Annotated in this window: 30 protein-coding genes and 3 pseudogenes; 7 read left to right on the forward strand and 26 right to left on the reverse strand. The window is 50.8% G+C overall.

Annotation, left to right across the window (positions count from 1 at the left end):
- Positions 1–144 precede the first annotated feature (144 nt).
- The 17 genes from ACOTXL_RS23055 to ACOTXL_RS23135 all read right to left on the reverse strand — a co-directional run bounded on the left by ACOTXL_RS23055 (position 145) and on the right by ACOTXL_RS23135 (position 9,973).
- Complete coding sequence (locus ACOTXL_RS23055; protein ID WP_032608268.1) at positions 145–765, reverse strand: DUF2238 domain-containing protein; 621 nt, start codon at positions 763–765, stop codon at positions 145–147.
- A 245-nt stretch (positions 766–1,010) separates the two neighbouring features.
- On the reverse strand, positions 1,011–1,853 hold the full coding sequence (locus tag ACOTXL_RS23060) for a DUF4942 domain-containing protein (protein WP_001548928.1): 843 nt from the start codon (positions 1,851–1,853) through the stop codon (positions 1,011–1,013).
- An 84-nt stretch (positions 1,854–1,937) separates the two neighbouring features.
- Positions 1,938–2,135 carry a DUF957 domain-containing protein gene (locus ACOTXL_RS23065; protein ID WP_000839269.1) on the reverse strand — a complete coding sequence of 66 codons (198 nt, stop codon included), beginning with the start codon at positions 2,133–2,135 and terminating at the stop codon, positions 1,938–1,940.
- Positions 2,136–2,146: 11 nt separating this feature from the next.
- Positions 2,147–2,635, reverse strand: coding sequence for a DUF5983 family protein (locus ACOTXL_RS23070; protein WP_001547769.1), 489 nt, complete (start codon positions 2,633–2,635; stop codon positions 2,147–2,149).
- Positions 2,632–3,009, reverse strand: coding sequence for a TA system toxin CbtA family protein (locus ACOTXL_RS23075; RefSeq protein WP_000854726.1), 378 nt, complete (start codon positions 3,007–3,009; stop codon positions 2,632–2,634). Before ACOTXL_RS23075 ends, ACOTXL_RS23070 begins: the two co-directional genes overlap by 4 nt.
- An 89-nt stretch (positions 3,010–3,098) precedes the next feature.
- Positions 3,099–3,425 carry a type IV toxin-antitoxin system antitoxin YafW gene (gene yafW / locus ACOTXL_RS23080; RefSeq protein ID WP_001548930.1) on the reverse strand — a complete coding sequence of 109 codons (327 nt, stop codon included), beginning with the start codon at positions 3,423–3,425 and terminating at the stop codon, positions 3,099–3,101.
- 18 nt (positions 3,426–3,443) lie between these two features.
- Positions 3,444–3,665, reverse strand: coding sequence for a DUF987 domain-containing protein (locus tag ACOTXL_RS23085; RefSeq protein WP_000691994.1), 222 nt, complete (start codon positions 3,663–3,665; stop codon positions 3,444–3,446).
- Between the two features lie 8 nt (positions 3,666–3,673).
- Positions 3,674–4,150, reverse strand: coding sequence for a JAB domain-containing protein (locus ACOTXL_RS23090; RefSeq protein ID WP_000811693.1), 477 nt, complete (start codon positions 4,148–4,150; stop codon positions 3,674–3,676).
- A gap of 15 nt (positions 4,151–4,165) precedes the next feature.
- Positions 4,166–4,624 (reverse strand): antirestriction protein, encoded by a 459-nt coding sequence (locus ACOTXL_RS23095; protein WP_000211838.1) that lies wholly within the window; start codon positions 4,622–4,624, stop codon positions 4,166–4,168.
- A 97-nt stretch (positions 4,625–4,721) separates the two neighbouring features.
- Positions 4,722–4,961, reverse strand: coding sequence for a DUF905 domain-containing protein (locus ACOTXL_RS23100; protein ID WP_000194654.1), 240 nt, complete (start codon positions 4,959–4,961; stop codon positions 4,722–4,724).
- Positions 4,962–5,037: 76 nt separating this feature from the next.
- Entirely contained in the window at positions 5,038–5,505 is a 468-nt protein-coding gene (gene ykfB / locus ACOTXL_RS23105) for a protein YkfB (RefSeq protein ID WP_045351203.1), read from the reverse strand.
- 23 nt (positions 5,506–5,528) lie between these two features.
- Positions 5,529–5,972 carry a YfjS/YafY family lipoprotein gene (locus ACOTXL_RS23110; RefSeq protein ID WP_045351202.1) on the reverse strand — a complete coding sequence of 148 codons (444 nt, stop codon included), beginning with the start codon at positions 5,970–5,972 and terminating at the stop codon, positions 5,529–5,531.
- On the reverse strand, positions 5,972–6,208 hold the full coding sequence (ypjK, locus tag ACOTXL_RS23115) for a protein YpjK (protein WP_001115854.1): 237 nt from the start codon (positions 6,206–6,208) through the stop codon (positions 5,972–5,974). The genes ACOTXL_RS23110 and ypjK overlap by 1 nt, the downstream gene beginning before the upstream one ends.
- Before the next feature lie 36 nt (positions 6,209–6,244).
- Positions 6,245–6,946, reverse strand: coding sequence for a WYL domain-containing protein (locus tag ACOTXL_RS23120; protein ID WP_001548933.1), 702 nt, complete (start codon positions 6,944–6,946; stop codon positions 6,245–6,247).
- Positions 6,947–7,163: 217 nt separating this feature from the next.
- Positions 7,164–7,985 carry a DUF932 domain-containing protein gene (locus ACOTXL_RS23125; protein WP_045351201.1) on the reverse strand — a complete coding sequence of 274 codons (822 nt, stop codon included), beginning with the start codon at positions 7,983–7,985 and terminating at the stop codon, positions 7,164–7,166.
- 91 nt (positions 7,986–8,076) lie between these two features.
- On the reverse strand, positions 8,077–8,940 hold the full coding sequence (locus tag ACOTXL_RS23130) for a GTPase family protein (protein WP_001548935.1): 864 nt from the start codon (positions 8,938–8,940) through the stop codon (positions 8,077–8,079).
- Between the two features lie 106 nt (positions 8,941–9,046).
- The gene (locus tag ACOTXL_RS23135; RefSeq protein ID WP_042111109.1) at positions 9,047–9,973 is read right to left on the reverse strand and encodes a hypothetical protein; all 927 of its coding nucleotides are present in this window, start codon (positions 9,971–9,973) and stop codon (positions 9,047–9,049) included.
- Between the two features lie 449 nt (positions 9,974–10,422).
- Between ACOTXL_RS23135 and ACOTXL_RS23140 the strand changes: the two genes are divergently transcribed.
- From ACOTXL_RS23140 to appA, 6 genes and pseudogenes are all read left to right on the forward strand, one after another.
- Positions 10,423–10,629, forward strand: a complete 207-nt coding sequence (locus ACOTXL_RS23140) for a helix-turn-helix transcriptional regulator (protein ID WP_001547758.1) — start codon at positions 10,423–10,425, stop codon at positions 10,627–10,629.
- Between the two features lie 405 nt (positions 10,630–11,034).
- Positions 11,035–11,646: an inovirus Gp2 family protein gene (locus ACOTXL_RS23145; protein WP_008325050.1), complete on the forward strand. Its 612-nt coding sequence runs from the start codon at positions 11,035–11,037 to the stop codon at positions 11,644–11,646.
- A 323-nt stretch (positions 11,647–11,969) separates the two neighbouring features.
- Positions 11,970–12,080: pseudogene (locus tag ACOTXL_RS23150) on the forward strand (DeoR family transcriptional regulator); the annotation flags it as partial.
- Positions 12,081–12,186: 106 nt separating this feature from the next.
- On the forward strand, positions 12,187–13,908 hold the full coding sequence (gene appB / locus ACOTXL_RS23155; protein WP_080338202.1) for a cytochrome d ubiquinol oxidase subunit II: 1,722 nt from the start codon (positions 12,187–12,189) through the stop codon (positions 13,906–13,908).
- 12 nt (positions 13,909–13,920) lie between these two features.
- Positions 13,921–14,013, forward strand: coding sequence for a cytochrome bd-II oxidase subunit CbdX (gene cbdX, locus ACOTXL_RS23160; RefSeq protein ID WP_000270305.1), 93 nt, complete (start codon positions 13,921–13,923; stop codon positions 14,011–14,013).
- Positions 14,014–14,092: 79 nt separating this feature from the next.
- Complete coding sequence (appA, locus tag ACOTXL_RS23165) at positions 14,093–15,391, forward strand: bifunctional acid phosphatase/4-phytase (RefSeq protein WP_045351206.1); 1,299 nt, start codon at positions 14,093–14,095, stop codon at positions 15,389–15,391.
- Positions 15,392–15,508: 117 nt separating this feature from the next.
- Here the strand turns inward: appA and etk are convergent, their stop codons facing one another.
- From etk to ACOTXL_RS23200, 7 genes are all read right to left on the reverse strand, one after another.
- Positions 15,509–17,689: a tyrosine-protein kinase gene (gene etk, locus ACOTXL_RS23170; RefSeq protein ID WP_045351200.1), complete on the reverse strand. Its 2,181-nt coding sequence runs from the start codon at positions 17,687–17,689 to the stop codon at positions 15,509–15,511.
- Positions 17,690–17,708: 19 nt separating this feature from the next.
- Entirely contained in the window at positions 17,709–18,155 is a 447-nt protein-coding gene (etp, locus tag ACOTXL_RS23175; RefSeq protein ID WP_000057871.1) for a protein-tyrosine-phosphatase Etp, read from the reverse strand.
- Positions 18,143–19,282: a polysaccharide export protein gene (locus ACOTXL_RS23180; RefSeq protein ID WP_001295357.1), complete on the reverse strand. Its 1,140-nt coding sequence runs from the start codon at positions 19,280–19,282 to the stop codon at positions 18,143–18,145. The genes etp and ACOTXL_RS23180 overlap by 13 nt, the downstream gene beginning before the upstream one ends.
- 45 nt (positions 19,283–19,327) lie before the next feature.
- Entirely contained in the window at positions 19,328–21,424 is a 2,097-nt protein-coding gene (locus ACOTXL_RS23185; RefSeq protein WP_045351199.1) for a YjbH domain-containing protein, read from the reverse strand.
- The gene (locus tag ACOTXL_RS23190) at positions 21,424–22,170 is read right to left on the reverse strand and encodes a capsule biosynthesis GfcC family protein (protein WP_001038066.1); all 747 of its coding nucleotides are present in this window, start codon (positions 22,168–22,170) and stop codon (positions 21,424–21,426) included. Before ACOTXL_RS23190 ends, ACOTXL_RS23185 begins: the two co-directional genes overlap by 1 nt.
- The gene (gfcB, locus tag ACOTXL_RS23195; protein WP_001301846.1) at positions 22,167–22,811 is read right to left on the reverse strand and encodes a lipoprotein GfcB; all 645 of its coding nucleotides are present in this window, start codon (positions 22,809–22,811) and stop codon (positions 22,167–22,169) included. The genes ACOTXL_RS23190 and gfcB overlap by 4 nt, the downstream gene beginning before the upstream one ends.
- A gap of 106 nt (positions 22,812–22,917) precedes the next feature.
- A complete protein-coding gene (locus ACOTXL_RS23200) occupies positions 22,918–23,208 on the reverse strand; it encodes a hypothetical protein (protein ID WP_045351198.1) in 291 nt (96 codons plus the stop codon).
- 104 nt (positions 23,209–23,312) lie between these two features.
- Between ACOTXL_RS23200 and ACOTXL_RS23205 the strand changes: the two are divergent.
- Positions 23,313–24,280: pseudogene (locus tag ACOTXL_RS23205) on the forward strand (IS5 family transposase).
- A gap of 56 nt (positions 24,281–24,336) precedes the next feature.
- Here the strand turns inward: ACOTXL_RS23205 and ACOTXL_RS23210 are convergent.
- Positions 24,337–25,617 (reverse strand): annotated as a pseudogene (locus tag ACOTXL_RS23210) (AAA domain-containing protein); the annotation flags it as partial.
- The coding region (locus ACOTXL_RS23215) for an IS1 family transposase (protein ID WP_001401901.1) at positions 25,610–25,689 on the reverse strand (80 nt) is incomplete at its 5' end. The gene ACOTXL_RS23215 and the pseudogene ACOTXL_RS23210, both read right to left, overlap by 8 nt.

The following is a 25,689-nucleotide window of genomic DNA, read 5'->3' on the forward strand; positions in this document are numbered from 1 at the left end:
CCGATGGTAGTGTGGGGTCTCCCCATGTGAGAGTAGGGAACTGCCAGGCATCAAACAAGTGAAGAGGCCATCCGCAAGGATGGCCTTTTTGCGTTGGTTTGCTGAAAAACGGCAGGCCGTAAGGCGAAGCCGCCATCCGGCAACTCAGAGCGCACTATCCACATTCAAACGACGCAATTGCCGCTGATGGAAACGCCCAAGGATCAGCACCGTCGTTAACGCACCAAGCAGCGCGCAAAACATATCAGACTGGGTATCCCATGGATCGCCCTGCGTCCCCAGAAAATCATCCGCACCCTGTCCCATCGCCAAAGCAGCCCACCACTCAATGAGTTCATAGGTGGCGCTAATGGCCAGAGCAACACAGCACACCAGAAACCCCGTCATCTTATGTCCACGAACATACCCACCGCGCAGCAGAATTTCTCGCGCTGCCAGTGCGGGAACCAGCCCCTGGAAGAAGTGACCGAGCTTGTCATACGGATTTCGGCTAAGCCCGAGCATCTCCTGAACCTCAAAACCAACCGGAACCTTTGCGTAGGTGTACATTCCACCAACCATCAGAATGATGGCGTGGAAGAAAACCAGAGTATAGAGAAGGGGAGTCAAAGGGTATCGCCGGTGTGTGGCAAGCAGAAGTGGGATGATGATAATGACGGGCGTCACCTCCATCAACCAGGTGACGCGATCGCTCGTGAACAGGCCGGTATAAAACAGGATCATCAGCAGGAGCAGTGACCCGGCTTTTAAAGCAGATAAGGTCATATCATTTTCATTGTCAGGAAAAAAAATCACTATTACCTGACAGAAGGGAAAATTCAATGCGTAGCGGGGACAGAAAAGCAAAAACCCAGCCATAGGCTGGGTTCTTTAAATAGTGGTGCCGGACTCGGAATCGAAAATTTCTTTTATCATATTGATATTAATATAATTTATTTGGTTTGATTAAAAATGTACCCTCAATTATACCCGCAGTCCCTTTTGATATCGAAAGGGAATCACACTCGGGATCAGGCTGAGAGCACAGAAGGAAAGTACCTGGCTATTATATCGTTAATTCTGTCAATCAGTTCCAGCCTTTTGAAAGTGATGTGTGCAGATCCCTTCTTAAAGTATTTAATGATGAACATCTCGTCTTCATAGCGCTCTTTACCCTGAACGGACTGGATGTGACCATCCAGACGAATAGTGATGTTTTCCCGGTTGTCGGGGATCGGTTTGCCGCTGAACAGGTGTAGCATTCTTTCCAGATCGGCAAGTCGATCGGCCTGTTGCCCGCTGTTCAGATGAAGCCCCCACCGGTCCCACCTCACCAGATTGTTGACGATAATTTTACTGCCAAATTTACAGGGTGAGTTGGTTTTGTAATCCCAGCTCAGTCCCCTGAAGACGTTGATCACCCCTCGCTCAAACACCTCATCCTTATTCTGGTGCAGTTGTTCGAATGTACTCAGGATATTCGCTTCACTGATTTCCGGAAAATTATCATATTCCAGTGATCGGTACCATGTGTCCCGGGCCTGCGCATCCATCAGACTCAGCATCCCGGAACGTTGCATCAGGTCACGCCAGATTTCTCGATCGAGATTGCGGGTGATGGCTTTCATTGCTGCTTCCGGTTTTTCCATCAGCCAGCAGCCACAGCGAAAATTCTGTTTCATCGCCCAGTCCAGGGCGGTTTTGCCGCCAATGCCTGCTGTCAGCACTGAGATTTCTGCCAGTTGCCGGATAAGCGTTTCGGTTTGTTGCAGTGCTGCATTCCGTACCGTCACAACGTGTTGGATACTGGTGGAGCAGATAACGTCCGTATGCCCGGTGACCACTTCCGGACGGGAGATTGTGATGTCTGACATTATCGGTTTTCCTTTTGGTTTATAAACGAAAACGCCAGCTGTATTCAGGCTGGCGTCAGGGGAATGAAGTATGGTGAGTGATATTCACCGGTTCTGGTGCAGAAGCTGCAGATGACGAAGAGCACGGACATCCTTCCGGGCCTGTTCGATGCAGGGCAACAGTGCTGCTGAATCCGTTCTATCCTCATCGTTGTCAAAGATAATTCCCGATTCGCAGTCGATATTGTCCTGTAGCCACGCAATCAGAATATCCAGTGCAGTTTCCGTGGTTAATGATTTCATGTTGTTCCTGGTTACCAATCGAAAGTGGGCTGGTCCGGCAGACATTCAGCGCTGGCATCCAGATGAATGAGACTGACGCCATAACGTTGGATGAGTGTGACAACCAGACGACGGAACGTTTTTGACAACCCCAGGCGTTTAAGCCGCAGAACCGGATATGACCACGCATCGGTACGTAACAGATATCCGCTACCTGTGAAATGAATCCATTCTGATTCACCGAAGTCACTGGTCTGGTGTGACAGCGAGTACAGCCAGGCGTTATCCTTTTCCGTGATATGTGCGGTACTGCAGCGTATGCCGGCAAGGGTTGCAAACGGTGGTAGTGTGCAGGTTGACTGTTGGTCGGATTCCTCCACCACGCGGAGTGAATAACCGTTTTCAGCGACCTTGTTAATCAGTTCAGTGAGATTAACACCATCGACATCAACGACAATTCGCCCCATGTTCAGTGCCTGCACATTAATGCTGTCGGCTTCCAACGTCAGGGCCAGTTTCATTGTTTCGCCTCCGGATGCTTCCCCTGGGTAATGTTATTTACCGTTCTGTAGTTATCGCGGGTCATCAGGCCGGTTGCCCTGCGAGCCCGGAGAATATCAATACTGTTTATTAACTGAGAGCGGGTACAGGCGCTGAATCCCGGCTGGTCGGTACGTACCAGTGCGTATTTTTCAACGAGAAAGTTCACCGCATCACACAGTGAAATGCCAGCTTCAATATGCTGCTCAATCACACGTTCATCGGCGAACGGTGTGTCATTCAGCGTAAGGCCGTAATGCTGGTCCAGCAACCGGGACAGCAGTGTCTGCCAGATGGTGACGGGAGACGGGCAGCGCGATGCCTCCCGTACGTGTGTGTCGGGTAATGTTTTCATACTGAAGATTTTCCTGATATGCAGAGATGAAAAATGGAAAAGTGGCGTGGTGAAAACACCAGGCCGGAGCAGAAGATTATTCTGATGATTTACTTTTTCGTTTCGGGCGTCGGATAAACAGCCAGATAAACGTAACCACAGGAGCCGAAGGTGTCGGCTTCGCAGGTTAAATCGTTGTGGTACAGGGTAACGCAGTGGGCATGGTGGGGGCTGAGTTCACCGGTGGTCAGCATCGATTCCATCTGGCGGATAAAGTGCGGGAATGTTTCATCCAGCTTCCGGCATTCGATGTCACTGAACTTGCCGGTGATGCTGGCCCGGTCAGCCAGATAATGCAGTCGGTTGCCTTCCTGCACCAGACGGGCTCCCAGGCGCAGTGTAATCTCCCGCTGCAGGCCCCTGGTAGGGTTGCTCATTACAGTTCTCCACTATTGTCAGTTCAGGGTGATGCTCATCAGGCAGGTATAGGGCCCATTGCGGTCCTGGCGGCGTTCGGCGTATACCGCGAGGACTCCGGCGATATCCGGAACGTCCCTGCCGGTGTAATGACAGACGCTACCGTGCCACTGGTATTTGCCGGTGCAGTAGCGAAAGATTCGGGACTCAGGATGCTGGCGGTATATCGTCATTGCCCTGCGTTTACTGATAATTTTCATGTAATACCTCAAAGCAGACCGTGTTCTGCGAACGAATAGATTTGCCTGCCACCAACAATCAGATGGTCAGGGACACGGATATCCACCAGCTGAAGCACCTGAACCAGTCGCTGCGTGAGGGTTTTGTCGGCCTGGCTAGGTGTCGTCTCGCCGGAAGGATGGTTATGCGCGAGTATCACTGCCGCCGCGTTGAAGTGCAGAGCACGTTTGACCACCTCCCGGGGATGCACCTCGGTGCGGTTAATCGTGCCGGTGAAGAGCGTTTCATGGGCAATCAACTGATTCTGGTTGTCCAGATACAACACCCGGAACTCTTCCCGCTCAAGCGCGGCCATATGCAGTCGCAGCCATTCACGTACGGCGTGGGTAGAGGTGAAGGCTACGCCGGGCTCATGCAGGTGGCGGTCCAGAGCCCTGAGCGCCCGCTGAATGAGACGCCGGTCCTGTGGCGTCATCTCGCCGGGTAAAAAGGAAAGCTGTTTCATCTGTTGCTCCTTCGGTCAGTCGATAATACGCAGAATGGCGTGAGCCTCTGGATGTTGCATGGCATACTCCCGCAGGCGGTAATAGTGTGCGGTCATCGCGTCACATTCTGTACGGCAGGCATGGTGGCTATACGCAATCAGGCAGACAGCAATACCTGCTGCTTCTGCACTCATTTGGGCATCGTTACCGTTCAGGCAGTTAAACAGACGCCATGTCTCATCGTTGTCAGGCTCGGGGGACATAAATGCGCCGCCATTGCTGAGGGTGTAGAACGACCAGATACCACCGCTGTAGCCCTCACAGAAGCGGTCCATCCAGGCGAAGATATGCGGCTCCAGGAGTAGCCACTGCGGGATAGCGCCAAAGTACTGTGGCCAGAAATCGATACGCTGTTCATCGGGGACCGGCGTGACGGTCAGTTCAAATTCGGGTTGGTTAGCGGGTGCGAGGTCGTGCTGCGTCTGTGTTGTCATGGGTATGTCTCCGTCAATAAAAACGCCAGCGGCGATGGCTGGCGTATGGGGATATAAAGTGTGTTCGGGGAGGTGAATGCGGGTAAATGCTTCGCGATCAGCGGGTGGCCGTGTCTGTACGGATGCCTGAGGTGCGGATATAGCGGTTAAGACCTTCACCGGCATCCGGCTCAAAGTTCCATGCCCGCCAGACCATCCGGCCTTCAGTATCACGAACCACCAGACGGAAGTGACTGCCCTGGTCGTCTTCGAGTGTGATATTGCTGTACGTGGTAGTGACCGCTTGCGCTTGTCTCCGGGTGAAAGGCCCCGGTGGCAGCAACACGGATTGGGTCATTTTCGGGCTCCTGATAAAAGAAAACCCCGGCAGCCTGCTAGCTGTCGGGGTGGATTTGCTGGGGAAGATACTACTATCAGTCGTTGCTGCAGTCTCCGAGAGTGGACAGAACTTTCTCAGCGTTCTTCCGGTCCGCAGTGAAGGTCCCTGCTTTGTGGTCATTGACGTAGACGTCGAACTGCCCGGCCTCAGAGATATTGCTGATGAAGTCAAACCAGGCGTTATCGCCGTTACGCCAGCCCAGGCTGGACGGAATAATGTACTGCTGGTGATCCATCACTACGGTGATAGTAGTGTCGTCATCGTGCGAACTGACCATCTTGTCATCGGCAAGGGTAAGAAAGACTGAATGCTGATAGAAACCATTCTGGTCCGGGTTCCCTTTGCAGTTGATGGTAAACGTCTTTCCGCTGGCTTCGGTCACGCTGTATTCCGTATTGCCCTGACCGTAACCCTGCTGCCAGAACCCCGGGATAGCAGAGGCATTAAAGCTCGCGAGCAGTACACCCGCCAGCATAAACCGACTTAGTGAAAGTATTGTCATTCTTGTCTCCTTTGTCGTTATTTTTATTCCTGGTTCTCAGGGTTTGAGGGTATCAGCAGTCGCCCCATCAGTTTGCCGTCATGGGCGTACTCAAAGTATTTTTCTTTGGTATACGGGTCCGTCACCTCCTGGTATTCCAGTTTGATGTTATCGGCAATACACAGCGCATTCATTAGCGGCTGGACGGTTTTTTCCTGCATATCCACGAGGTAGTAGTAACTGCCATCCTCGCAGCCATCGGGCGACTGGCGGGTACGTAAAACCTGCAAGGTGGGACCGGATAAGTAGTCAACCTGTGACCATTCTTCGCTGACATCATCCTGGTGGCTGACCACATCACTGAAACGCGGTGGGGTTAGATCCTTAAATTTGCTGATGGCCTTCAGGTCATCACTTCTGTTATCGCATGCGCTGAGAAACAGCGTGGTGGCAACCAGCACCAGCAGAGGCAGTGTTTTACGTTTCATTATTTTTTTCCTGAAATCAGACGAACCACTTTGGCAAAGACATAAATGCCGACGAAAATACCCACCGGCACGCCGACGAACGGTGTCAGTGCGACACTGGCCGCACCGGCTGCCCCTCCGCCCGTCAGCAGTGCGGCAACGGTGGCAAGGGTCAGGGCCGTGAGGCTGTCGGACACCCCGGTTTTGTTCAGAATGATGACGATGACAACAATGGCGATAATGGCAATAAATGGCATAGGCTCTCCCTGCGGATGAGTTGAGATAGACCTGCACTATTCCGGTGGGCTGTCGGCCGGAACAAACGCAAGCAGCGACTGCTGGATAAAGCGAAAATGGGGTAAGGCCTGAATAAACACCGGGTCTTCAACCAGACTGCACAGACTGTCGTTGCGGCGAAAAGACTCCTGCAGGGGTTGAACCAGATGGATTTCATCCAGGGTGAATACGGCGATATGTCCGTCGTGCTCTGCCACCAGATACCAGGCCTGCTGGTGGATAAGTAACCGGCAGGGAGCCAGCCGCTCACAGCGCTGCCCCTCGGCAATCAGCGTCACCCGCCTGCGCCCGGTAATGGCCTGAATCAGTCGCCAGAAAGACAATGCGCCTGATGGCGAAGGAGCCGGACTGGCGGGTGCGATTACGCAGGGAGACTCATCGCACATCAGCAGTGCGTTTACCAGACGACGGTCAAAGCCAGGGAAAAGACCGGCCATCCCGCTGCGGTGGGCAAAGATAAGCACGTCGGGCACCATCTGCGTCTCACTGCCCGCAGTACGTAAGCGGCAATATCCGGACTGATACTCCAGGTCCAGATACATCAGCCGCTCACGAAAATCACGCCGCAGCGTGCGCACCGACACACCAAACTCAGCGGCCAGCTTACGCACACTCAGTGTTTCCCCTGCCACCAGACGGCTGATTATCAGTGACAGCCTGACAGCCAGCCGGTCATGGCGGCGTTCTGCCTGTGTCATGAGACGTTCTCCGTGAAAGTTAACTGACTGAAAATGATGTGATTACTTTAAAGAGGGGGTCGGACAGGGTATGGACATCACAGAAACTATTTTTCATTTCTGCAAAAGCCAGAGGCAGCGGGGGTTACAGGCCATTCACTCAGTGAGTGAGGACCGCCAGCACGGTGCGATGCGGACAGGTGGTGTCCGATATTAACAAAGCGGCAACATTAAACGGTCACTGCAGTTGCGTGAGCATCGCTTCCGCCATCACCCACAGTGCCCGGTTAAGTTTCACGTCCCCGTCGATACCGCGAACGGCACGGGTATGTGACCGTCCTCCTTTGGCATTATGGCCACTGAGCCCACCCTTAATCAGGTTCTCCTGAATACGCTGGTACGTGGTCCACAGGTCGCTACTCTCATCTTGCCAGCGGCGCGGGGAGAGGATCTGCGACTCAGTCACCGGCTGGTGGTCCTCACCAAAGCGGTACGTCAGCGCGGCTTTTGCCAGTGCCTGCTGCGCAGGTGGTGGCAACAGCAACGACTGCATCGCATCCCGCTTCTCCTCCACACGGTCAAAAATGCCCAGCACTTCATAGGCCCCCTCAATCACCTGACTCACTACATCGCCTTTGTGCGGCACACGCACCTCGCCAAATGACTCACCGCAGACGAGCCCGTTCTGACAAACCGCACGAAATAAACCCGGCAACATCTGGTACGAACTGGTGCCATCATGGGAGTTGAGCAGGATAATTTCTGGTACCTGTTTACCGGTAATCTGCCCCTCCCGACGAAGGCGTAGCATGTGTTTTGTGTGCTCGCGTCGACCCGGGTCGCGTACCCGGGTCTGACAGGCAAAGAACGGCTGGAAGCCTTCGCGCTGCAGGCTGTCCAGCAGGGATATGGTGGGTATATAGGTATAACGCTCACTACGGGATGCGTGTTTGTCCTCACTGAATACACTGGGCACCACGCGAAACAGCTCTTCGCGGGTTAACGGGCGGTCGCGACGGATAAGATTTGCTGCGCCAAAGCGCGAAGCCAGACGGGTCATAAGCAGACTCCTCATAACGGGAAAACAAATAAAAGGGATCCCCGTCGCATCTGCGACAGGGGCAGGGAAGTAACAGGGATGGGTTAAATACTCAGAAGAAGAAATCCCAGACGGCGCGGGCCACTGACACCACCGTGGTGCGCACGGCCTGAATGACAGCCCGTACCGGGGCGGGTATCAGGGGAAAGGCACTGATGCTATCGAGTACGGCCCCGACGGTTTCACCAAAATCGCTACGAGCCTGTTCCCGGACTACCGTCGTGCGAAAGGAAGACTGGAGTTGCGACACCACCGGGCTGGTGGCCTCACGTGGCAGGCACTTAATCATTCGCTCGGCCATCACCCGCAGTCCCCACTGAAGACGGACCGACACGGCACACACCGGATGTACGGGCTGGAACAGCTCATGCAGCAGACAGATTTTACGGCTGATATTCTGCTTCTGCGCCGTGGACAACGGTCCCCCACCGCTGGTGGGTTCGGCCTTATCCGACTGGCTGATAACAAACAGCACCTTATGCCGGTATACCTCTCCAATCACCTGATGATAAAAATGTTCATCCACCGCCAGCGCCCGGTCATCGGCCTTAATCAGCCACAGAACCAGGTCGAGCCGGGGGAGTTGTTCGCGGTACATCGCAGCATACTCGGTATCGCGAGCACCACTTTCGCCCACGCCGGGCAGGTCCACCAGCGTCATATAGCGGTCGCCGACTTGCAGGCGAAAGCGCAGTGGCTCACGGGTACATGCAGCCACATCGCTGACCGGTGATATATCTCCGGCAAACAGGGCATTGCACAGACTGCTCTTCCCAACACCGGTTTTACCCATAATGCCGATCACTGGCTCGTAGCGGGTTAACTGATTTATCTGCTGCAATATACGTTCAGACACCCACTGTGGCAGACCAGCGAGCGATTGCTGAAACGGCTTCAATCCTTCAGAATTGTTCATTACTACTCCTCTGAAAAATAATACAAAAACGGCAGAATCGTGAGATTCCACCGTTAATCTGGTATGTTCAAAGGGATGATATATATCTGAAAATTATTAACTTGATCTACTTTTTGTCTTTTTTACGTGATGAAACAGCCTGCTGCCAAGCATGCTTCATTTTCTGAATAAAGAAATATTTTTCTTCAACTCCAGTGTCCCAACTATCCATGCATGCAATGATCATCTGTATTCTCATTGCAGTGTTATATGGTTTTAAATAAAAGGGGATCATATTTTTATTTCTCAGATACTCCCAGCAATAGATAGCTTGCTTTTCATCTTTTTTATCTAGCCAGTCATAATCAGTAAGAAATGTATTATATTGCTCTAGCCATTTATCATGCAACTTACGAAAATAGGAAATTTTCTGACTTAAACTTACAGGAGCTAAATCAATAAACCTCATCAAAGTACAAATGCGTTCTTGTTCGGATGTTGTATTCGGGCTGTAGTTGTCGGGATCTGCGCCAGATGTTAAATAAAATCTACGCGAGTATTTTTCAGGTGTATCTCTATTTTTTTCTTTATTGCTAGGGGAGATTCCCACCTGCATTTCGGCTTGTACTTCATCAAGTGAGAAATTTTTAATTTCATCAATGTTTTCAAATTCAAAAAAGGATGCAGGAGTTGAGTTCGGGTTGTAAATATTATCTTGTGCAAAGATATTCACGCTCGAGGAGGTTTCAGGACTGATTCTGTTGTTATATATATACATTAAGGCAAACCACGATCCTCTATCAGAACCTTTGAAACAATCGAACTTCTCTTTGTCAATTATTTTGTAATGGAACTGTTTTTTCAAGTAAGTACGCGCACTTTGTATTGCTTCATTATTGAATAGGAATTTAGTGTTCAATATATGATTAATGAGTTTTTGAAATTCCTCAGGCGTGTCGAAATTACTCGCCTGCTTAATGTAATCTTCGTTGTAATACAGACTCAGAACGTAAAGGGAAAAGAACTCCTCTCTCACTTCGTCATACCTAAGCATGTACCCTCCAGTGTGATATCACATCTGTCCGATGCTTTCAAAAGTATAAATGAACCATGATGATTTGGCATCTGCAAGGTGACTGTTGACTGGTTTTTTGCTGATTTTTTAATGATAAAGTAGTGATTACTAACTGATTAGTAAGTGATTAATGGCTGGTTGCCTCCTGTGATTTTTCTGCCTCTGGTAAATTGGGGGAGAGTACTGATCAACTCACCACTCTGAATAATTTTCATGATTGCACTCTACAAAGTTTCGACATCCGTCAAATTGTAACGGTCAGAGAACAGCGTTACACGAGGTTTTCCGTATCTATGCATTCTTAGTTGGGTAGCTCAACTGCTCCTTCCAGATCTTTTTTTACGTCACACCCCATTCATGTGGAGGAGAAGGCGTGAACAATTAGTTATCGCCTGCTCCGGTGCTCTTCTCGCAATGGGACACTCAGCATGAAAACTAAACCTGCACTACTGGAAGATGAGTTCATCGATATGAAGTTTATCACACGCCTTACTGGCCTGAGTGATAAATGGTTCTATAAGTTGATACAGGAAGGGGTATTTCCGAAACCCATTAAGATGGGTAGAGCTTCTCGCTGGTTAAAAAGCGACCTGGAGGAGTGGTTGCAGGCTAAAATTAATGATTCCAGAAATTAAATATTTTGGACTGTGTTTATCAAATTCCATGCCCTTTTTGCTGCTTAATTTTAAATGACACTCTGATCATGCACCGTGATTGAAATAAGTTATAGCCACCCCTTAATCATTTTTTTTCAGACGACATTAACTTCGGAGTAAATAATTTAACACAATGAAATATCAAACCGCATCTGGCCTGAATGTTGAGTATTAATACGTGACGGATTGTTAATATATATCAGTACATAAACCCCAATATTCCAGTAATACACACCTACGCAATACACACCAAGCAATTTAGTCAGCATCACCCAACTAACATCCAACACAAACTCAATAAGCCAGATTTGATACCACCTAATTACCTCAACCATCGCGGGTAAGGTTCCGTCCTGCCCGATATTCAGATCACAGGAATCTATTATGCTTAATGATATTTATCTTGACCAACGTCATGCCCCATTCAATACAACGTATTTGCAACGGATGCTGGGTGTAATTGATAACGCTATAGCACAACACCCAAGGACAATGGCTGTCCGTGTCGATCTACGTCTGCCTGATGACAACTGTAATAGGAATAGTGGTCTGATATCCCGTTTCATTGAATCGCTTAATGCAAAAATCGATGCTCGGTACCGAAATAAAATAAAGAATGGCATCAGGAGCTACCCATGCCAGTTGCGTTACGCCTGGGTTCGGGAAGTGGGAGAAATAAACGAGAAGTCCCATTACCACATGGTACTTTTCGTGAACAAAGACACATTCAATGGACTTGGAAGCTATGGAGAAGGGGGAACGGGATTAGCCAGCCTGATACGTGAAGCCTGGCTGAGCGCTTTGCAACTAGGCCCTTACCCCGAATACCGAACGTTGGTCCACATCCCAGATAATCCCCTGTATTATCTGGATGCCAACGCCACAGACTATCGTGCGGTTTACGATAAGCTCACTTTCCGTCTGAGCTACTTTGCGAAGGAGCGCACCAAGTCATACAGCCGAGATGAACGCTCGTTTGGCTGCAGTCAGTCCTGAGGCAAAACAAACTAAGTCTATAAAGATTTTTTCAGCCTGGCTCTAATCGACTGAATCTCAGCATACTCCGCTTTTGAAGCCTTGACACGTCAGTTGTTCTTTCACCTCTGAGTGGCTACTCGCGACTGCCTGCAGGAGACTGATTATGTTATTGACCGCAAAATCCATTAACTGACTTTTCGACTTAATCTCCTTAAGTTATGTGAGAAATTTGCCGATATGAAAACATGATCCTCCAGTCGCTACTGACATGCCCTGTCAGTAGCGACTGGTAATCTCAAGGAAAAATTACAAGGAGAACGCGCATGAGCGGGCATGAGGTAATGGTACAAAGAATAACCGCTATTATTGCAGAACTTTACCAGTACGGTTTTGTATCATGTAAGAAGATGATGGACGAATTCAACATCAGTGAGCGTACTTTGTATCGTGATCTTAATCGTCTGGGCGACAGAATCGTCCCCGATGGTGATGGTATTTACAGGCTGGCTCCCGCTTACGCTAAACCTCAGGCTCTAAAAGAACAACAAAATCTCGGCCATGTTTATTATGGCGATCAGCGCCTGGTATTTACTGCGCGGACGGGAGCGCGATGTCGCATTACGCTCGTTTGCCATCGGTTCCGTCTTCGGTACTCTGGCGATTATTGGCACGCTGCAACTCGGAGACAGTTCTGCGTATGAAGTCGCGCAAGTACAACCGGTAAAACTGGCGGCGATGGAAGGGGAGTGGCAAACGGAACCTGCACCTGCACCGTTCCATGTGGTTGCCTGGCCGGAACAGGATCAAGAGCGTAACGCCTTTGCCATCAAAATTCCCGCGCTGCTAGGGATCCTCGCCACTCACTCATTAGATAAACCCGTGCCGGGTCTGAAGAATTTGATGGCTGAAACCTACCCACGCTTGCAACGCGGACGTATGGTCTGGCTGTTAATGCAGGAAATATCGCAAGGCAATCGTGAGCCGCATGTGTTGCAGGCATTCCGGGAACTGGAAGGTGACCTGGGCTACGGCATGTTGCTCTCCCGCTATGCGCCGGATATGAATCATGTCACAGCCGCACAGTACCAGGCGGCGATGCGTGGTGCAATACCTCAGGTTGCGCCGGTATTCTGGAGTTTCCGCATCATGGTGGGCTGTGGTTCCCTGCTGCTACTGGTGATGCTGATTGGCGTGATCCTGGTGGTCTTTATGATCTCCGACGGATTTGACATGGGGATCGGCTGTTTGCTGCCGCTGGTGGCGCGTAATGATGATGAACGCCGGATAGTGATTAATAGCGTTGGTGCGCACTGGGAAGGCAATCAGGTCTGGTTGATCCTCGCAGGTGGGGCATTATTTGCCGCCTGGCCCAGAGTGTATGCAGCGGCGTTTTCCGGCTTTTATGTGGCGATGATCCTGGTGCTGTGCTCGCTGTTCTTCCGCCCGCTGGCCTTTGATTATCGCGGAAAAATCGCCGATGCACGCTGGCGTAAAATGTGGGATGCCGGTCTGGTCATCGGCAGTCTGGTGCCGCCGGTAGTCTTCGGTATCGCCTTCGGCAACTTGTTGCTCGGCGTGCCGTTTGCCTTCACACCGCAATTACGCGTGGAGTATCTCGGCAGCTTCTGGCAACTGCTGACGCCATTCCCTTTATTGTGCGGATTGCTCAGCCTTGGGATGGTGATTTTGCAAGGTGGCGTCTGGTTACAACTGAAAACTGTTGGTGTGATTCATCTGCGTTCACAGCTGGCGACTAAACGCGCTGCACTGTTGGTGATGCTGTGCTTTTTGCTGGCGGGTTACTGGCTGTGGGTCGGTATTGATGGCTTTGTACTGCTCGCCCAGGATGCTAACGGTCCTTCCAATCCGTTAATGAAACTGGTGGCAGTGCTACCTGGTGCCTGGATGAATAATTTTGTCGAGTCGCCCGTTTTGTGGATCTTCCCGCTACTGGGGTTCTTCTGCCCATTGCTGACGGTGATGGCGATTTATCGTGGTCGCCCGGGTTGGGGATTTTTGATGGCATCATTGATGCAATTTGGCGTGATTTTCACGGCAGGCATCACGCTGTTCCCCTTTGTCATGCCGTCAAGCGTGAGTCCAATCTCCAGCCTGACGTTGTGGGACAGCACTTCCAGTCAGCTGACGCTGAGTATTATGTTGGTAATCGTGCTGATATTTTTGCCCATTGTGTTGCTCTACACTCTCTGGAGCTACTACAAAATGTGGGGGCGCATGACGACAGAAACTCTCCGCCGTAACGAAAACGAGCTGTACTAAGGAGCAGGAACAATGTGGTATTTACTTTGGTTCGTCGGCATTTTGTTGATGTGTTCGCTCTCCACCCTTGTGTTGGTATGGCTGGACCCGCGATTGAAAAGTTAACGAACGTAAGTCTGATGCGGCGCATTAGCGTCGTATCAGGCAATCAATAATGTCGGATATGAAAAGCGGAAACATATCGATGAAAGCGATCTTGATCCCATTTTTATCTCTTCTGATTCCGTTAACCCCGCAATCTGCATTCGCTCAGAGTGAGCCGGAGCTGAAGCTGGAAAGTGTGGTGATTGTCAGTCGTCATGGTGTGCGTGCCCCAACCAAGGCCACGCAACTGATGCAGGATGTCACCCCAGACGCATGGCCAACCTGGCCGGTAAAACTGGGTTGGCTGACACCGCGCGGTGGTGAGCTAATCGCTTATCTCGGACATTACCAACGCCAGCGTCTGGTAGCCGACGGATTGCTGACGAAAAAGGGCTGCCCGCAGCCTGGTCAGGTCGCGATTATTGCTGATGTCGACGAGCGTACCCGTAAAACAGGCGAAGCCTTCGCCGCCGGGCTGGCACCTGACTGTGCAATAACCGTACATACCCAGGCAGATACGTCCAGTCCCGATCCGTTATTTAATCCTCTAAAAACTGGCGTTTGCCAACTGGATAACGCGAACGTGACTGACGCGATCCTCAGCAGGGCAGGAGGGTCAATTGCTGACTTTACCGGGCATCGGCAAACGGCGTTTCGCGAACTGGAACGGGTGCTTAATTTTCCGCAATCAAACTTGTGCCTTAACCGTGAGAAACAGGACGAAAGCTGTTCATTAACGCAGGCATTACCATCGGAACTCAAGGTGAGCGCCGACAATGTCTCATTAACCGGTGCGGTAAGCCTCGCATCAATGCTGACGGAGATATTTCTCCTGCAACAGGCACAGGGAATGCCGGAGCCGGGGTGGGGAAGGATCACTGATTCACACCAGTGGAACACGTTGCTAAGTTTGCATAACGCGCAATTTTATTTACTACAACGCACGCCGGAGGTTGCCCGCAGCCGCGCCACCCCGTTGTTGGATTTGATCATGACAGCGTTGACGCCCCATCCACCGCAAAAACAGGCGTATGGTGTGATATTACCCACTTCAGTGCTGTTTATCGCCGGACACGATACTAATCTGGCAAATCTCGGCGGCGCACTGGAGCTCAACTGGACGCTTCCAGGTCAGCCGGATAACACGCCGCCAGATGGTGAACTGGTGTTTGAACGCTGGCGTCGGCTAAGCGATAACAGCCAGTGGATTCAGGTTTCGCTGGTCTTCCAGACTTTACAGCAGATGCGTGATAAAACGCCGCTGTCATTAAATACGCCGCCCGGAGAGGTGAAACTGACCCTGGCAGGATGTGAAGAGCGAAATGCGCAGGGCATGTGTTCGTTGGCCGGTTTTACGCAAATCGTGAATGAAGCACGCATACCGGCGTGCAGTTTGTAATGCATAAAAAAGAGCATTCAGCTACCTGAATGCTCTGAGGCTGATGACAAACGAAGAACTGTCTAATGCGTAGACCGGAAAAGGCGTTCGCCGCATCCGGTCACTTTACCTTCAGTTTTACTCTTTCTCGGAGTAACTATAACCGTAATAGTTATAGCCGTAACTGTAAGCGGTGCTGGCGCGTTTAATCACACCATTGAGGATAGCGCCTTTAATATTGACGCCTGCCTGTTCCAGACGCTGCATTGACAAGCTCACCTCTTTGGCGGTGTTCAGGCCATAACGCGCAACCAGCAGGCTGGTGCCGACAGAGCGCCCCACGACCGCAGCATCGCTCACCGCCAGCATCGGCGGCGTATCGACAATCACCAGATCGTAATGGTCGTTCGCCCATTCCAGTAATTGACGCATCCGATCGCGCATCAGCAGTTCAGCCGGGTTAGGTGGCACCTGACCGCGAGTAATCACATCAAAGCCTCCTTTGCCAAAATGCTGGATCACTTTGTTGAGCTCATCTTTACCTGCCAGATATTCCGACAAGCCATGTGCATTACTCACGGTAAACAGGTTATGCGAATAACCATGGCGTAAGTCGGCATCAATAAATAACACTTTTTGATCGGACTGGGTGATCACCGCTGCCAGAGTTGAACTGACAAATGTTTTACCACTGTCTGGCGTCGCACCGGTGATCATCAGAATGTTATTCTCAGTCTCCATCATAGCGAAATGCAGACTGGTTCGTAGCGCACGTACGGCTTCCACAGCAGAATCCGCCGGGTTATCCACCGCCAGGAAGGGGATATTTTTAGTACGATGGCGCTGCTGATTAGAAAATAATTTTTTCTTACGCAGACGGGTACGTTTATCCAGCCACTCGGACATCGGGATGGTGGCATAAACGCTGATGCCGTGCTCTTCCAGTTGTTCCGGGGCTTCTACACCACGACGCAACATCGCACGCGCCAGCACGGCACCCACCGAAATAAACAGGCCAAGAATAAAACCAAGCACCACATTCAACGCTTTTTTCGGTTTCACTGGCTGCGGCTGAGTGACTGCCGGGTCGATAATCCGCACGTTACCAATGGCACTGGATTTCGAAATACTCAACTCCTGCTGGCGGTTAAGTAATTGCAGATATACCGCACGGCCCGCTTCTACGTCACGACTTAAACGCAACACTTCCTGTTGGGTGGAAGGCATAGCCGATACCCGCTTATTCAAGCGTTTGCGTTCTTGCTCTAGCGTCTGGCGTTTTTCCAGCAGCGCACGATAAGTTGGGTGATCTTTCTTATACAGCTGGGAGATCTCTGCCTCGCGGAAGGTCAGCTCATTGAGTTGATTATCAACGTTCACAATCTGCTCAAGAACGGCTTTGGCTTCCAGGTTAAGGTCAACCGAATCGCGCTGCTGGCGATAAACGTTGAGTTTTTCTTCCGCCTGGTCCAGCTCGCTGCGCACTTCTGGCAACTGGCGCTGTAAGAATTCAAGGCTTTGTGAATCCTGCGCCGCCTGGCGAGCGATATTCTGTTGCAAATAGTTGTTAGCGATGCTGTTCAGAATACGAGTAATCAACTGGGGATCATCACCAGTCATGGTAAGTTCCAGCATCCCGCTTTCTTTACTGCGTTCGCTAACGGTAAAGGTTTTCTGCAACGCGTTAATCGCTTCCAGTTCGGTACGCTGGCTCAGGACAAACTGTGTTCCTGGTTTGGCCTTAATGTCCGCGATAGTCAGCGCAACGCCATCTTTTTCCAGACGCTGGCCGACCATACCATTGACGGTGAACTCTTCACCTTCCAGCGTATAGTGGCCGTTTTCCCCAACCGTGAGTGTCAGTTGCTGATCCTGACCATTCAGTTGTGGAATATGCATCCAGCTGATCGCCAGCTCACCTGGTTTTTCTTTGGTTAATCTCGCCCAGCCGCGACCCACAATCGGAAAATACTTCTGCTCAACCATGTCGCGCAGATTCAGTTCAGCAATGGTTTTACCGAGAATCATGCGCGATTGCAGCAGTTGGATCTCCGGTGCAGACTCGGGCGATGAGTTAGGGATCATATCGCTCAGGCCGCTGAGAATGGCGTTGCCCTGTTTCTGCTCAACCTGGACCAGAGTATCTGCCTGATAAATTGGCGTGCTTAACAGCGAGTAAGCGACAGCGATCAGTGTGAATAACGCGGTCACGCTGATAATAAACTTACGGTGATCCCATAACTCGCCGACCAGAGGAAGCAGATCGATCTCATTTTCCTGAGTGCTGCCTGGTGGCGTATTCATATTTTTAGTTGTCATCGTATTTTATAAACTCAAATTACCGGCTGAGGCGCTTCGCCCATTCCTGACTGGCGCGCTCCAACATACCGTAGACATGTTCAAATGCGTCCTGACTTTTACGATAGGGATCCGGGATCTCTTTCTGTTCCAGCCATTGCCCAAACAGCATTGTCTTCCCGCGGACCTCGGGAGCGATTGCGGTAACCTGAGCAATATGTTCCGACTCCATTGCCAGAATCAGATCGTAATTTCGTGCCATCTCAGCAGTGAGCTTACGTCCGGCATGTCCTTCAAGAGATACGCCATGATTAGCGGCAACATCTGCTGCTGTCGCATCTGCCGGGTGTTTTACCAGACCATGAACACCTGCCGATTTGACTTTTACGCCTGGCAGACGTTTACGCAGCAAGCGCTCGCCAATGGGCGAACGGCAAATGTTGCCGGTACAAACCACCAGGATTGAGTTAAATTTTAGTTGGGCCATGTTTGAATCCACCGTGAAGTCTCTGTCAGGTCATGCACCCCGGAAATCGTCGGTACCAGCAGGGAAATCACACGGTTCCAACGAGCCAGCGGCGCGGTAGTGACATAAACAATGTCGTAAGGTTCAAGCTGGAATTCCGTTCCGAGTATCATTGCCGATGCGTCCTTCGCATTCAGCTGATAAATATTGGCGATTTTGCCATTCTGCTTGTTTTGCGTTGCACGAATAACAAAAATCCCCGTCGCATCAGCGACATCCTGATTCATACCCTCAGCGTTACCCAGCGCTTCCGCCAGGGTCATACCGCTGCGGTCCATTTTCAGCGTGCTCTGTTTACCCACTTCACCCATCACGAAGACTTTCAGATCATCGTTGCGCGGAATAAATAAAATATCGCCCGGGTGCAGCAGTTTGTTCTGGCGCAAGTCGCCACGCTGCATCAGCGCATAGAGGTTCACTTTGGTCTTTACGCCATTCTGGGTGAGCACCACATTGCGCCAGTCTGCATCTGCGGTCAGACCGCCCGCGGCGTTAATCGCATCCATGATGGTCAGAGGAATATTGGTAATCGGCTGCTGACCCGATTTGCTGACTTCGCCGGTGACGTACGCTTTTTGCGAGCGGAACGCCGCGACGCTGACATCGACTTGCGGGCTTTCAATGACTGAATCGAGACGCGCTGTAATCTCGTTGCGTACCTGGGTAAGTGTTTTCCCGGCCACTTTCAGGCGACCAATGTAGGGGTAGAAAATCGCACCATCGGCGTTAACCCAGTTGCCGGTATCACTGGCGCTACGGTATTGCCCTGCGGGGGTGGTTAGTTCCGGGTGATCCCAGACCGTAACCATCAACACATCACCAATGCCGATACGATATTCATAGTTCGCGATTTGCTGCTCCAGCTCCGGGTTAGCCTGCGACATAATCGGTTTGGCGCGCAACTGATCAATCAATCCTGGCGTGACGGGATAGATATTGACCATTTTGTCCAGGTCATACTGATTGTCAGGTAGTTCAATGACATCCTTGTTACTGGTCGATAAATTCTGACCAGGAACAAGGGTACATGCTGTCAAAGACAGAACAGCCAATGTCAGTACCGAAAACTTAAAAATGTTCTTTTTCATTGGTTTATATTTATCAGTCAATGTAATGTTATGAATTACGTCAGGTTATTGTCCAACCGGTACTTCTCGCTCTGCCGTCATTGGATAGAGCTGGTATTTGCGTGACAGCATTTGTCCACCATCACGCGTCAATGGTGTCCACGAAACCACCGCGCGGTTGCGGTTAGGTCCAATGGTCATCAAGTCGAACGGAATCGAGATATAAAAACCTTTACTAAAGCCGCCTTCGCCATAGTCATCTTTAGATACGTTACTGATTGCCGCCCATACCCCTACCGCCACGCCGCTGTCAAAGCGTTTGGCGACGTCGATCGTTGCGCCTTTATCTTTTGCCAGATATTGCCCAACGCTAAGTTTCATCAGTACGCCATTGAGCGTCGGCGGGTTCCAGTAAGCCGTCACGAAACCTGTGGGTGTGGAATAATCGGTGAAGCGCATCATGTTGTCCCAGTCACGTTGCTTCACGTAGTTAACGTCCACACCCAGCGCCCAGCTGGCATCTAGCGGGCGATAAAGCAGCTCGGAACCGACACCGGCGTACATCGTTTCCAGATAACCGCCATACACCTGGCCATAGAAACCATTGCCTAAGTCGGCAAAGTAGTTCGCCTGCAAGTTGTTGAGATAAACGTCATTGCGAACGTAATCACGGATATGCGTGCGCACGCGGGGCAGGGTAGAGTCCGCGGGTAATAGCGAAGACTTAAACTTGTCGTAGTTATTGTAAATATTGGTGAAAATACCGCCATCAAGCAGCAGGTGGTCAGTAAACCAGTAGCGGGCGCTGGACATCAGCCCCAGCTGGAACATATAGAAATCTTCCGGGCCGCCCAGCGACTGTGAAAGTGTTGGGTTGAAAGAGTAGCTAAAGCGATCTTCACGAATACGGTAGCCCCGACCAAAGGCAGAAAGATCTTCAGCTTCAACACGTTGTTGTTGCAGTGGCTCTGATTGACCAGACGCTGTACCTGCCAGCTGTTTGCGCAGGCTGGCTACGTCGGTTTCGGTAGTCACCATCGCCATATGCTCGCGCTTTTGCGTCACGCTAATCTTCTCAACGCCTTGCGGCAGGTTATTCACCAGAATCCGGCTGGCACGATCGACCGCTTCACGAGAATCACGGTATTTGTATTGCTGACCAGACATATACAGCGTCTTATCGCGTAGCTGAATTTCTGGCGCGTCAAAGCCCGCGTTATACTTCAGGGCGGTAAGTTGGTTTGCTACCGTGGTGTACTGCAATCCTTCAGATTCAGGCGCAGGTTGATATGCCGGTTTTGGCGTATCGCGCAGGGCAGGGCGCAGATCGTTGAAATTGGTCCGTAAAGTGAAACCAAACATCAACGTGTTACCGCGTTCATAACTCAGGTTGAGGTCTGCCCAGTTGGCAGCGCGATAAACTGCACCGACGTTGAAATGGCTTGCCTGAGGCAGTTTGCCAGCGAAATCATTCTGGTAATTGTTGCCGTCGTATTCGAGTTTCAGACGCAGGGGATTCCACGGCGTTTGATACTCAATGCCGCCAAAGATGGAGGCCGGGCCACGAAAGATATCGCTAAAGCTGATATCGCCCGCATCGTGAGACTCTGCGCGATGACAATATTTATCGCTCACCCGGCAAAACGGGTTGGTAATATTGCCCGCATTACCGGCGTAGCCCCATGCCATCCCGAGGGTGAAATCAAATGGCCCCGCTTGCTTGCTGGCCACCAGATACTCACCGTCAAACAGACCCGTACCAGCAATATCACGTTTACCAAACGCCACTTGCGGTAGCCAGTAACCTTCTTCCCACAGGCGAAGTTTAAAATCGAATGATTTGTCTTTGTATGACTGATCGCCGCTGAAATCTTCCCACTGGCTATATTTACGTGTGCGCACATCCGTATAACGAATGGTGCCTTCCAGCCATGGGAACAGCGCCACGGAGGTGGAGTAGAAACGGTATTGATCGTTATCCCGGTAGTTGACGCTGAATTCACCCTCCGGTGCGATGCGCGCATTTGGCATCTGCAACAATCCTGTGCCGCCAAAGTCCGATTGCGACGAACCCAGCGGATCCGGGTAGGTTAATACTTCAGCATGACAGGCACTGGAGACGGCAATGGCCAGGCAGCTTAAAAGATAAGAATTCTTCTTCATCAGTCAGGAACACGTTGCGTTAAAACAGACACAATCTGGTCATTTAAATCAGCATATTTTTCGGGCAGTACATGCGCAGAAAAGCCTAACCAAAGCTGGCTGCCAGGCGGTGGTTCCACATGTCTTTTATTCCACAGGGCAACAGGGGCGACGACAGTCTCACCCTCAGGCGTAATCACGATAACGTTATTCTTGTCCGCGCCTGCAAGACGGGGGTGATCTTGCAGATAATCGGTAACGCTACGGCCTGCCTGCCAGGGCAATTGCCCAGCCCCAGAAACCGCACCCAGCAGAGTAATAGTCACCGGACGCTGTACGGTATAGAGCGTATAGTCCCCGACCAGCGGGGGATTGCTGTTCTCATCCACTCGTACAAAATCAGGGTCCAGTTTGACCGGTAAGCGACCAGTGATATTGAGATTGAGTAACTGCTGGCGCACGGATTTAATCGTTGCCGCCACATCGTCGTCAGCTTCTGCTTCCCAGGAAGCAAGCTGTGCCATGACATGTTGGTAGTCTTTAAGCGCTTTAGCTTTCGCCGCAGAGTCGGTCAGCAAGGCACCAGGCCACCAGAGGCGATCGCGCAGTTGCGGTTGTGTCACCAACTGGGCAACATTTTCCACGGGGCCAACGGAAAGTGTCTGTTGTTCGCCAGGCAGATAAATAGTCACCGTTCCTTGCGCAAAGGCATGGGGTGTCATTACGTAAAGTACGCTGGCAATGAAATACGACTGTAATTTATTCATGGTGCGGGCTTAAGAAACGTCATTTCTACGGGAATAACCCCTGCGCCTAACATTTGCCGACTTTGACGAACCTGGCCAGTAGCCGAATCGACCCAGAATGTGTTTTGCCACTGTTTTTCTGGCAGCGTGGAAGTCACCTCTTCCTGCCAGACATTACACAGCACATCGCGACCCGCAATATGCAGCGTCTCTAATCCAGCAAAGGAAAAAGTGGAACTCAGGGTCGCAGAGCGAAAATGGTTGTCTTCACTCCAGAGAATATCGCGCGTCCAGCGGCTGCCGTCTTTTATTGCCAGCGCGTTACGCAGAGGGTCCTGCCCGGAATTTGTCACTTCCAGCAGATTATTATTAAGTTTGACGGTCTTTAAAAGACGTCCATTATGAGTAACCAGCATGGCGTTATCCTGGGATAACCATTTGCTTTGTTCTTGTTCTATATATCCCAGTACCACAAAGATTCGTTGCCCTTCATTAAGGCGTAAATACATCGTGGAATAAGGCAACGCCTGGATCTGCTGATCCGCTACGGTGATATCCTGATTATCGAAAAGGCTGGCGCGAAATGTATCGACCATACTTTGCTGGCTGTGCGTACATCCCGCAAGAAATAGTGCGAAAATCGATAAAATAAGAGGGCGCACCTTTAATCCTTGAAAGGTTAATTAAAAAAATGCAAATCTCTAAAGCCCGGTACGAATATCGCAACCGGGTGTTATTTAACTTTAATTTCGACGCGTTTAAGCAGAATTAGCGCGTAGTAGACGTGGTGGTTGAGGTGTTATGAGAACCGCCATCGCCACTGTCATTTGCTGCAACTACTGCCAACGTCGCCACACCAACAGCCGTTGCCACACCGACAACTGTCGCCGTGCCGACAGCTCCAGCAGCCACGCCACCAGTGGTAGCAGCCGTCGTGGTCGTTGTGGTGCCAGTAGTACCCGTCGTTGCCTCGGTCCCGTTTGCTGCTTCAGGGGCAGCAAACGCAGCTGGCGTCGTCAACATGAAGGCCATAAGGATTGCAGAAAGCTTGTGTTTCATAACTTTTCCTTTATTCATCGCATGGACAATACGTACGCTTGAGATCAGGATTGTCTACTTTGAGTGTAACATGACTTTGTTGAATAAATCGAACTTTTGCTGAGTTGAAGGATCAGATCACGCATCTTCCCGACAACGCAGACCGTTCCGTGGCAAAGCAAAAGTTCAAAATCACCAACTGGCCCACCTACAATAAAGCCCTCATCAACCGTGGCTCCATAACTTTCTGGCTGGATGATGAAGCTATTCAGGCCTGGTATGAGTCGGCAACGCCTTCATCACGGGGAAGACCTCAGCGCTATTCTGATCTCGCCATCACCACCGTTCTGGTCATTAAACGCGTGTTCAGGTTGACCCTGCGGGCTGCACAGGGTTTTATTGATTCCATTTTTACACTGATGAATGTTCCGTTGCGCTGCCCGGATTACACCAGTGTCAGCAAGCGCGCAAAGTCGGTTAATGTCAGTTTCAAAACGTTCACCCGGGGTGAAATCGCGCATCTGGTGATTGATTCCACCGGGCTGAAGGTCTTTGGTGAAGGCGAATGGAAAGTCAAAAAACACGGCAAAGAACGCCGTCGTATATGGCGAAAGTTGCATCTGGCAGTTGACAGCAAAACACATGAAATCATCTGTGCAGACCTGTCGCTGAACAATGTGACGGACTCAGAAGCCTTCCCGGGTCTTATCCGGCAGACTCACAGAAAAATCAGGGCAGCATCGGCAGACGGCGCTTACGACACCCGGCTCTGTCACGATGAACTGCGGCGTAAGAAATCAGCGCCCTTATCCCTCCCCGAAAAGGTGCGGGTTACTGGCCCGGTGAATATGCAGACCGTAACCGTGCAGTGGCTAATCAGCGAATGACCGGGAGTAATGCGCGGTGGAAATGGACAACAGATTACAACCGTCGCTCGATAGCGGAAACGGCGATGTACCGGGTAAAACAGCTGTTCGGGGGTTCACTGACGCTGCGTGACTACGATGGTCAGGTTGCGGAGGCTATGGCCCTGGTACGAGCGCTGAACAAAATGACGAAAGCAGGTATGCCTGAAAGCGTGCGTATTGCCTGAAAACACAACCCGCTACGGGGGAGACTTACCCGAAATCTGATTTATTCAACAAAGCCTCTTATCAGTTGCTCGGATTTTGCTGCCAACTGACCATGCAGGAGTTCAATGACCTTTTCAGGGGATGAACAATCTTTTTCAGGAAAGGCTGCCTTAGCCTTCTCCAGATAAAACAGCAGTGCATCCTCTACATACTCTTTTGACTCAACCTGGTTGAAGAAATCTTCAGTTTGATATTTTTTGGCTGCCTCAGCTTTACGAGTGCTTGAGGGAAAATAAGCGCCGAAGCTTTTCAGCTCAGGTAACCATCGTCCGGCCATTGCACCAGTGCCCTGTGAAAAATCTTTCCCGAACGCTTCGATAATGTTCGTTACAGCCTGGTTGTTCGTTGAAGTCGCGATAATAACCGGAGGCTCAGATTTTTCGAGAGCCGCTCTGGCCCACTGCGTGGCGATGATAGAAAGCACCAGCGTGGTTTTTCCGGTTCCCGGAGGTCCATTAACAGCAAGGATATCGCCATGTCTTGCATCCAGAAAATGGCTTAAGGCATCGCGCTGAGCCTTTGCCAGCGGAAACTTATCTCCGGAGTGTCCAAGCCTGTCGCTGAATTTTGCGCCTGGGGCTAGCAAAGACTCTGCAGCATGAACCTCTCGCGAGGCGAAGCGATTGAAGAGCGGCACATCCTTCTTGCAAACAAGCAGGTGATCATAAAGAGAAAGGATATGGAAACTGGCACCGCCAGATTGCGCCGTTTTAACAATATAACCGTGCTCAGCGAGTTCATATTGCTCAGGATTTTTAATCCAGTCGCCGGCAACGTTCTTCAGCAGCCTCTCTGAATCATCCAGATATTGACGCCACTCCTGCTGCAAGGCTGCATATCGTGCTTCCCGTTCTTCATCCGTTTCGGCAGTCTTATCAATGCCGTCATCAAAGTTGATAGAGAATGAGGTATGGATTGTCTTGTATTTGTCATACTGCCCAATCTCACCAATCGAAAATGCTCCTTTTGGCAAAGGTTCAAGCAGGTCTCTGGGAATGGAGGTCGCTGGCGTCGGATATAAAAAACCCTCACGGCTTAGCAAGGCTGGCGTCACTATCGGGGTAACAATATCAGGCGCGCCTGCGGAACGGTCCTTACCATGCTGCAGTAACCGGAAATAAACTTTTGGGCGCAAGATGACATCGACCGTTTCGACATCGTCTTTTTCTCCCTCAATAAATTTACTGACAATCGCTTCGTCAAGACGTCCCGCCGCTATCCCATGCCAGTGAGTGAAATTTTGGGCGTCTTTCCGTTTAAAACTGCCCTTTCCTGGTAATGACTCCAACTTACTGATAGTGTTTTATGTTCAGATAATGCCCGATGACCTTGTCATGCAGCTCCACCGATTTTGAGAACGACAGTGACT

This window comes from Enterobacter cloacae complex sp. IR5402, from assembly GCF_049238125.1.
GTDB lineage: Bacteria > Pseudomonadota > Gammaproteobacteria > Enterobacterales > Enterobacteriaceae > Enterobacter > Enterobacter hormaechei_C.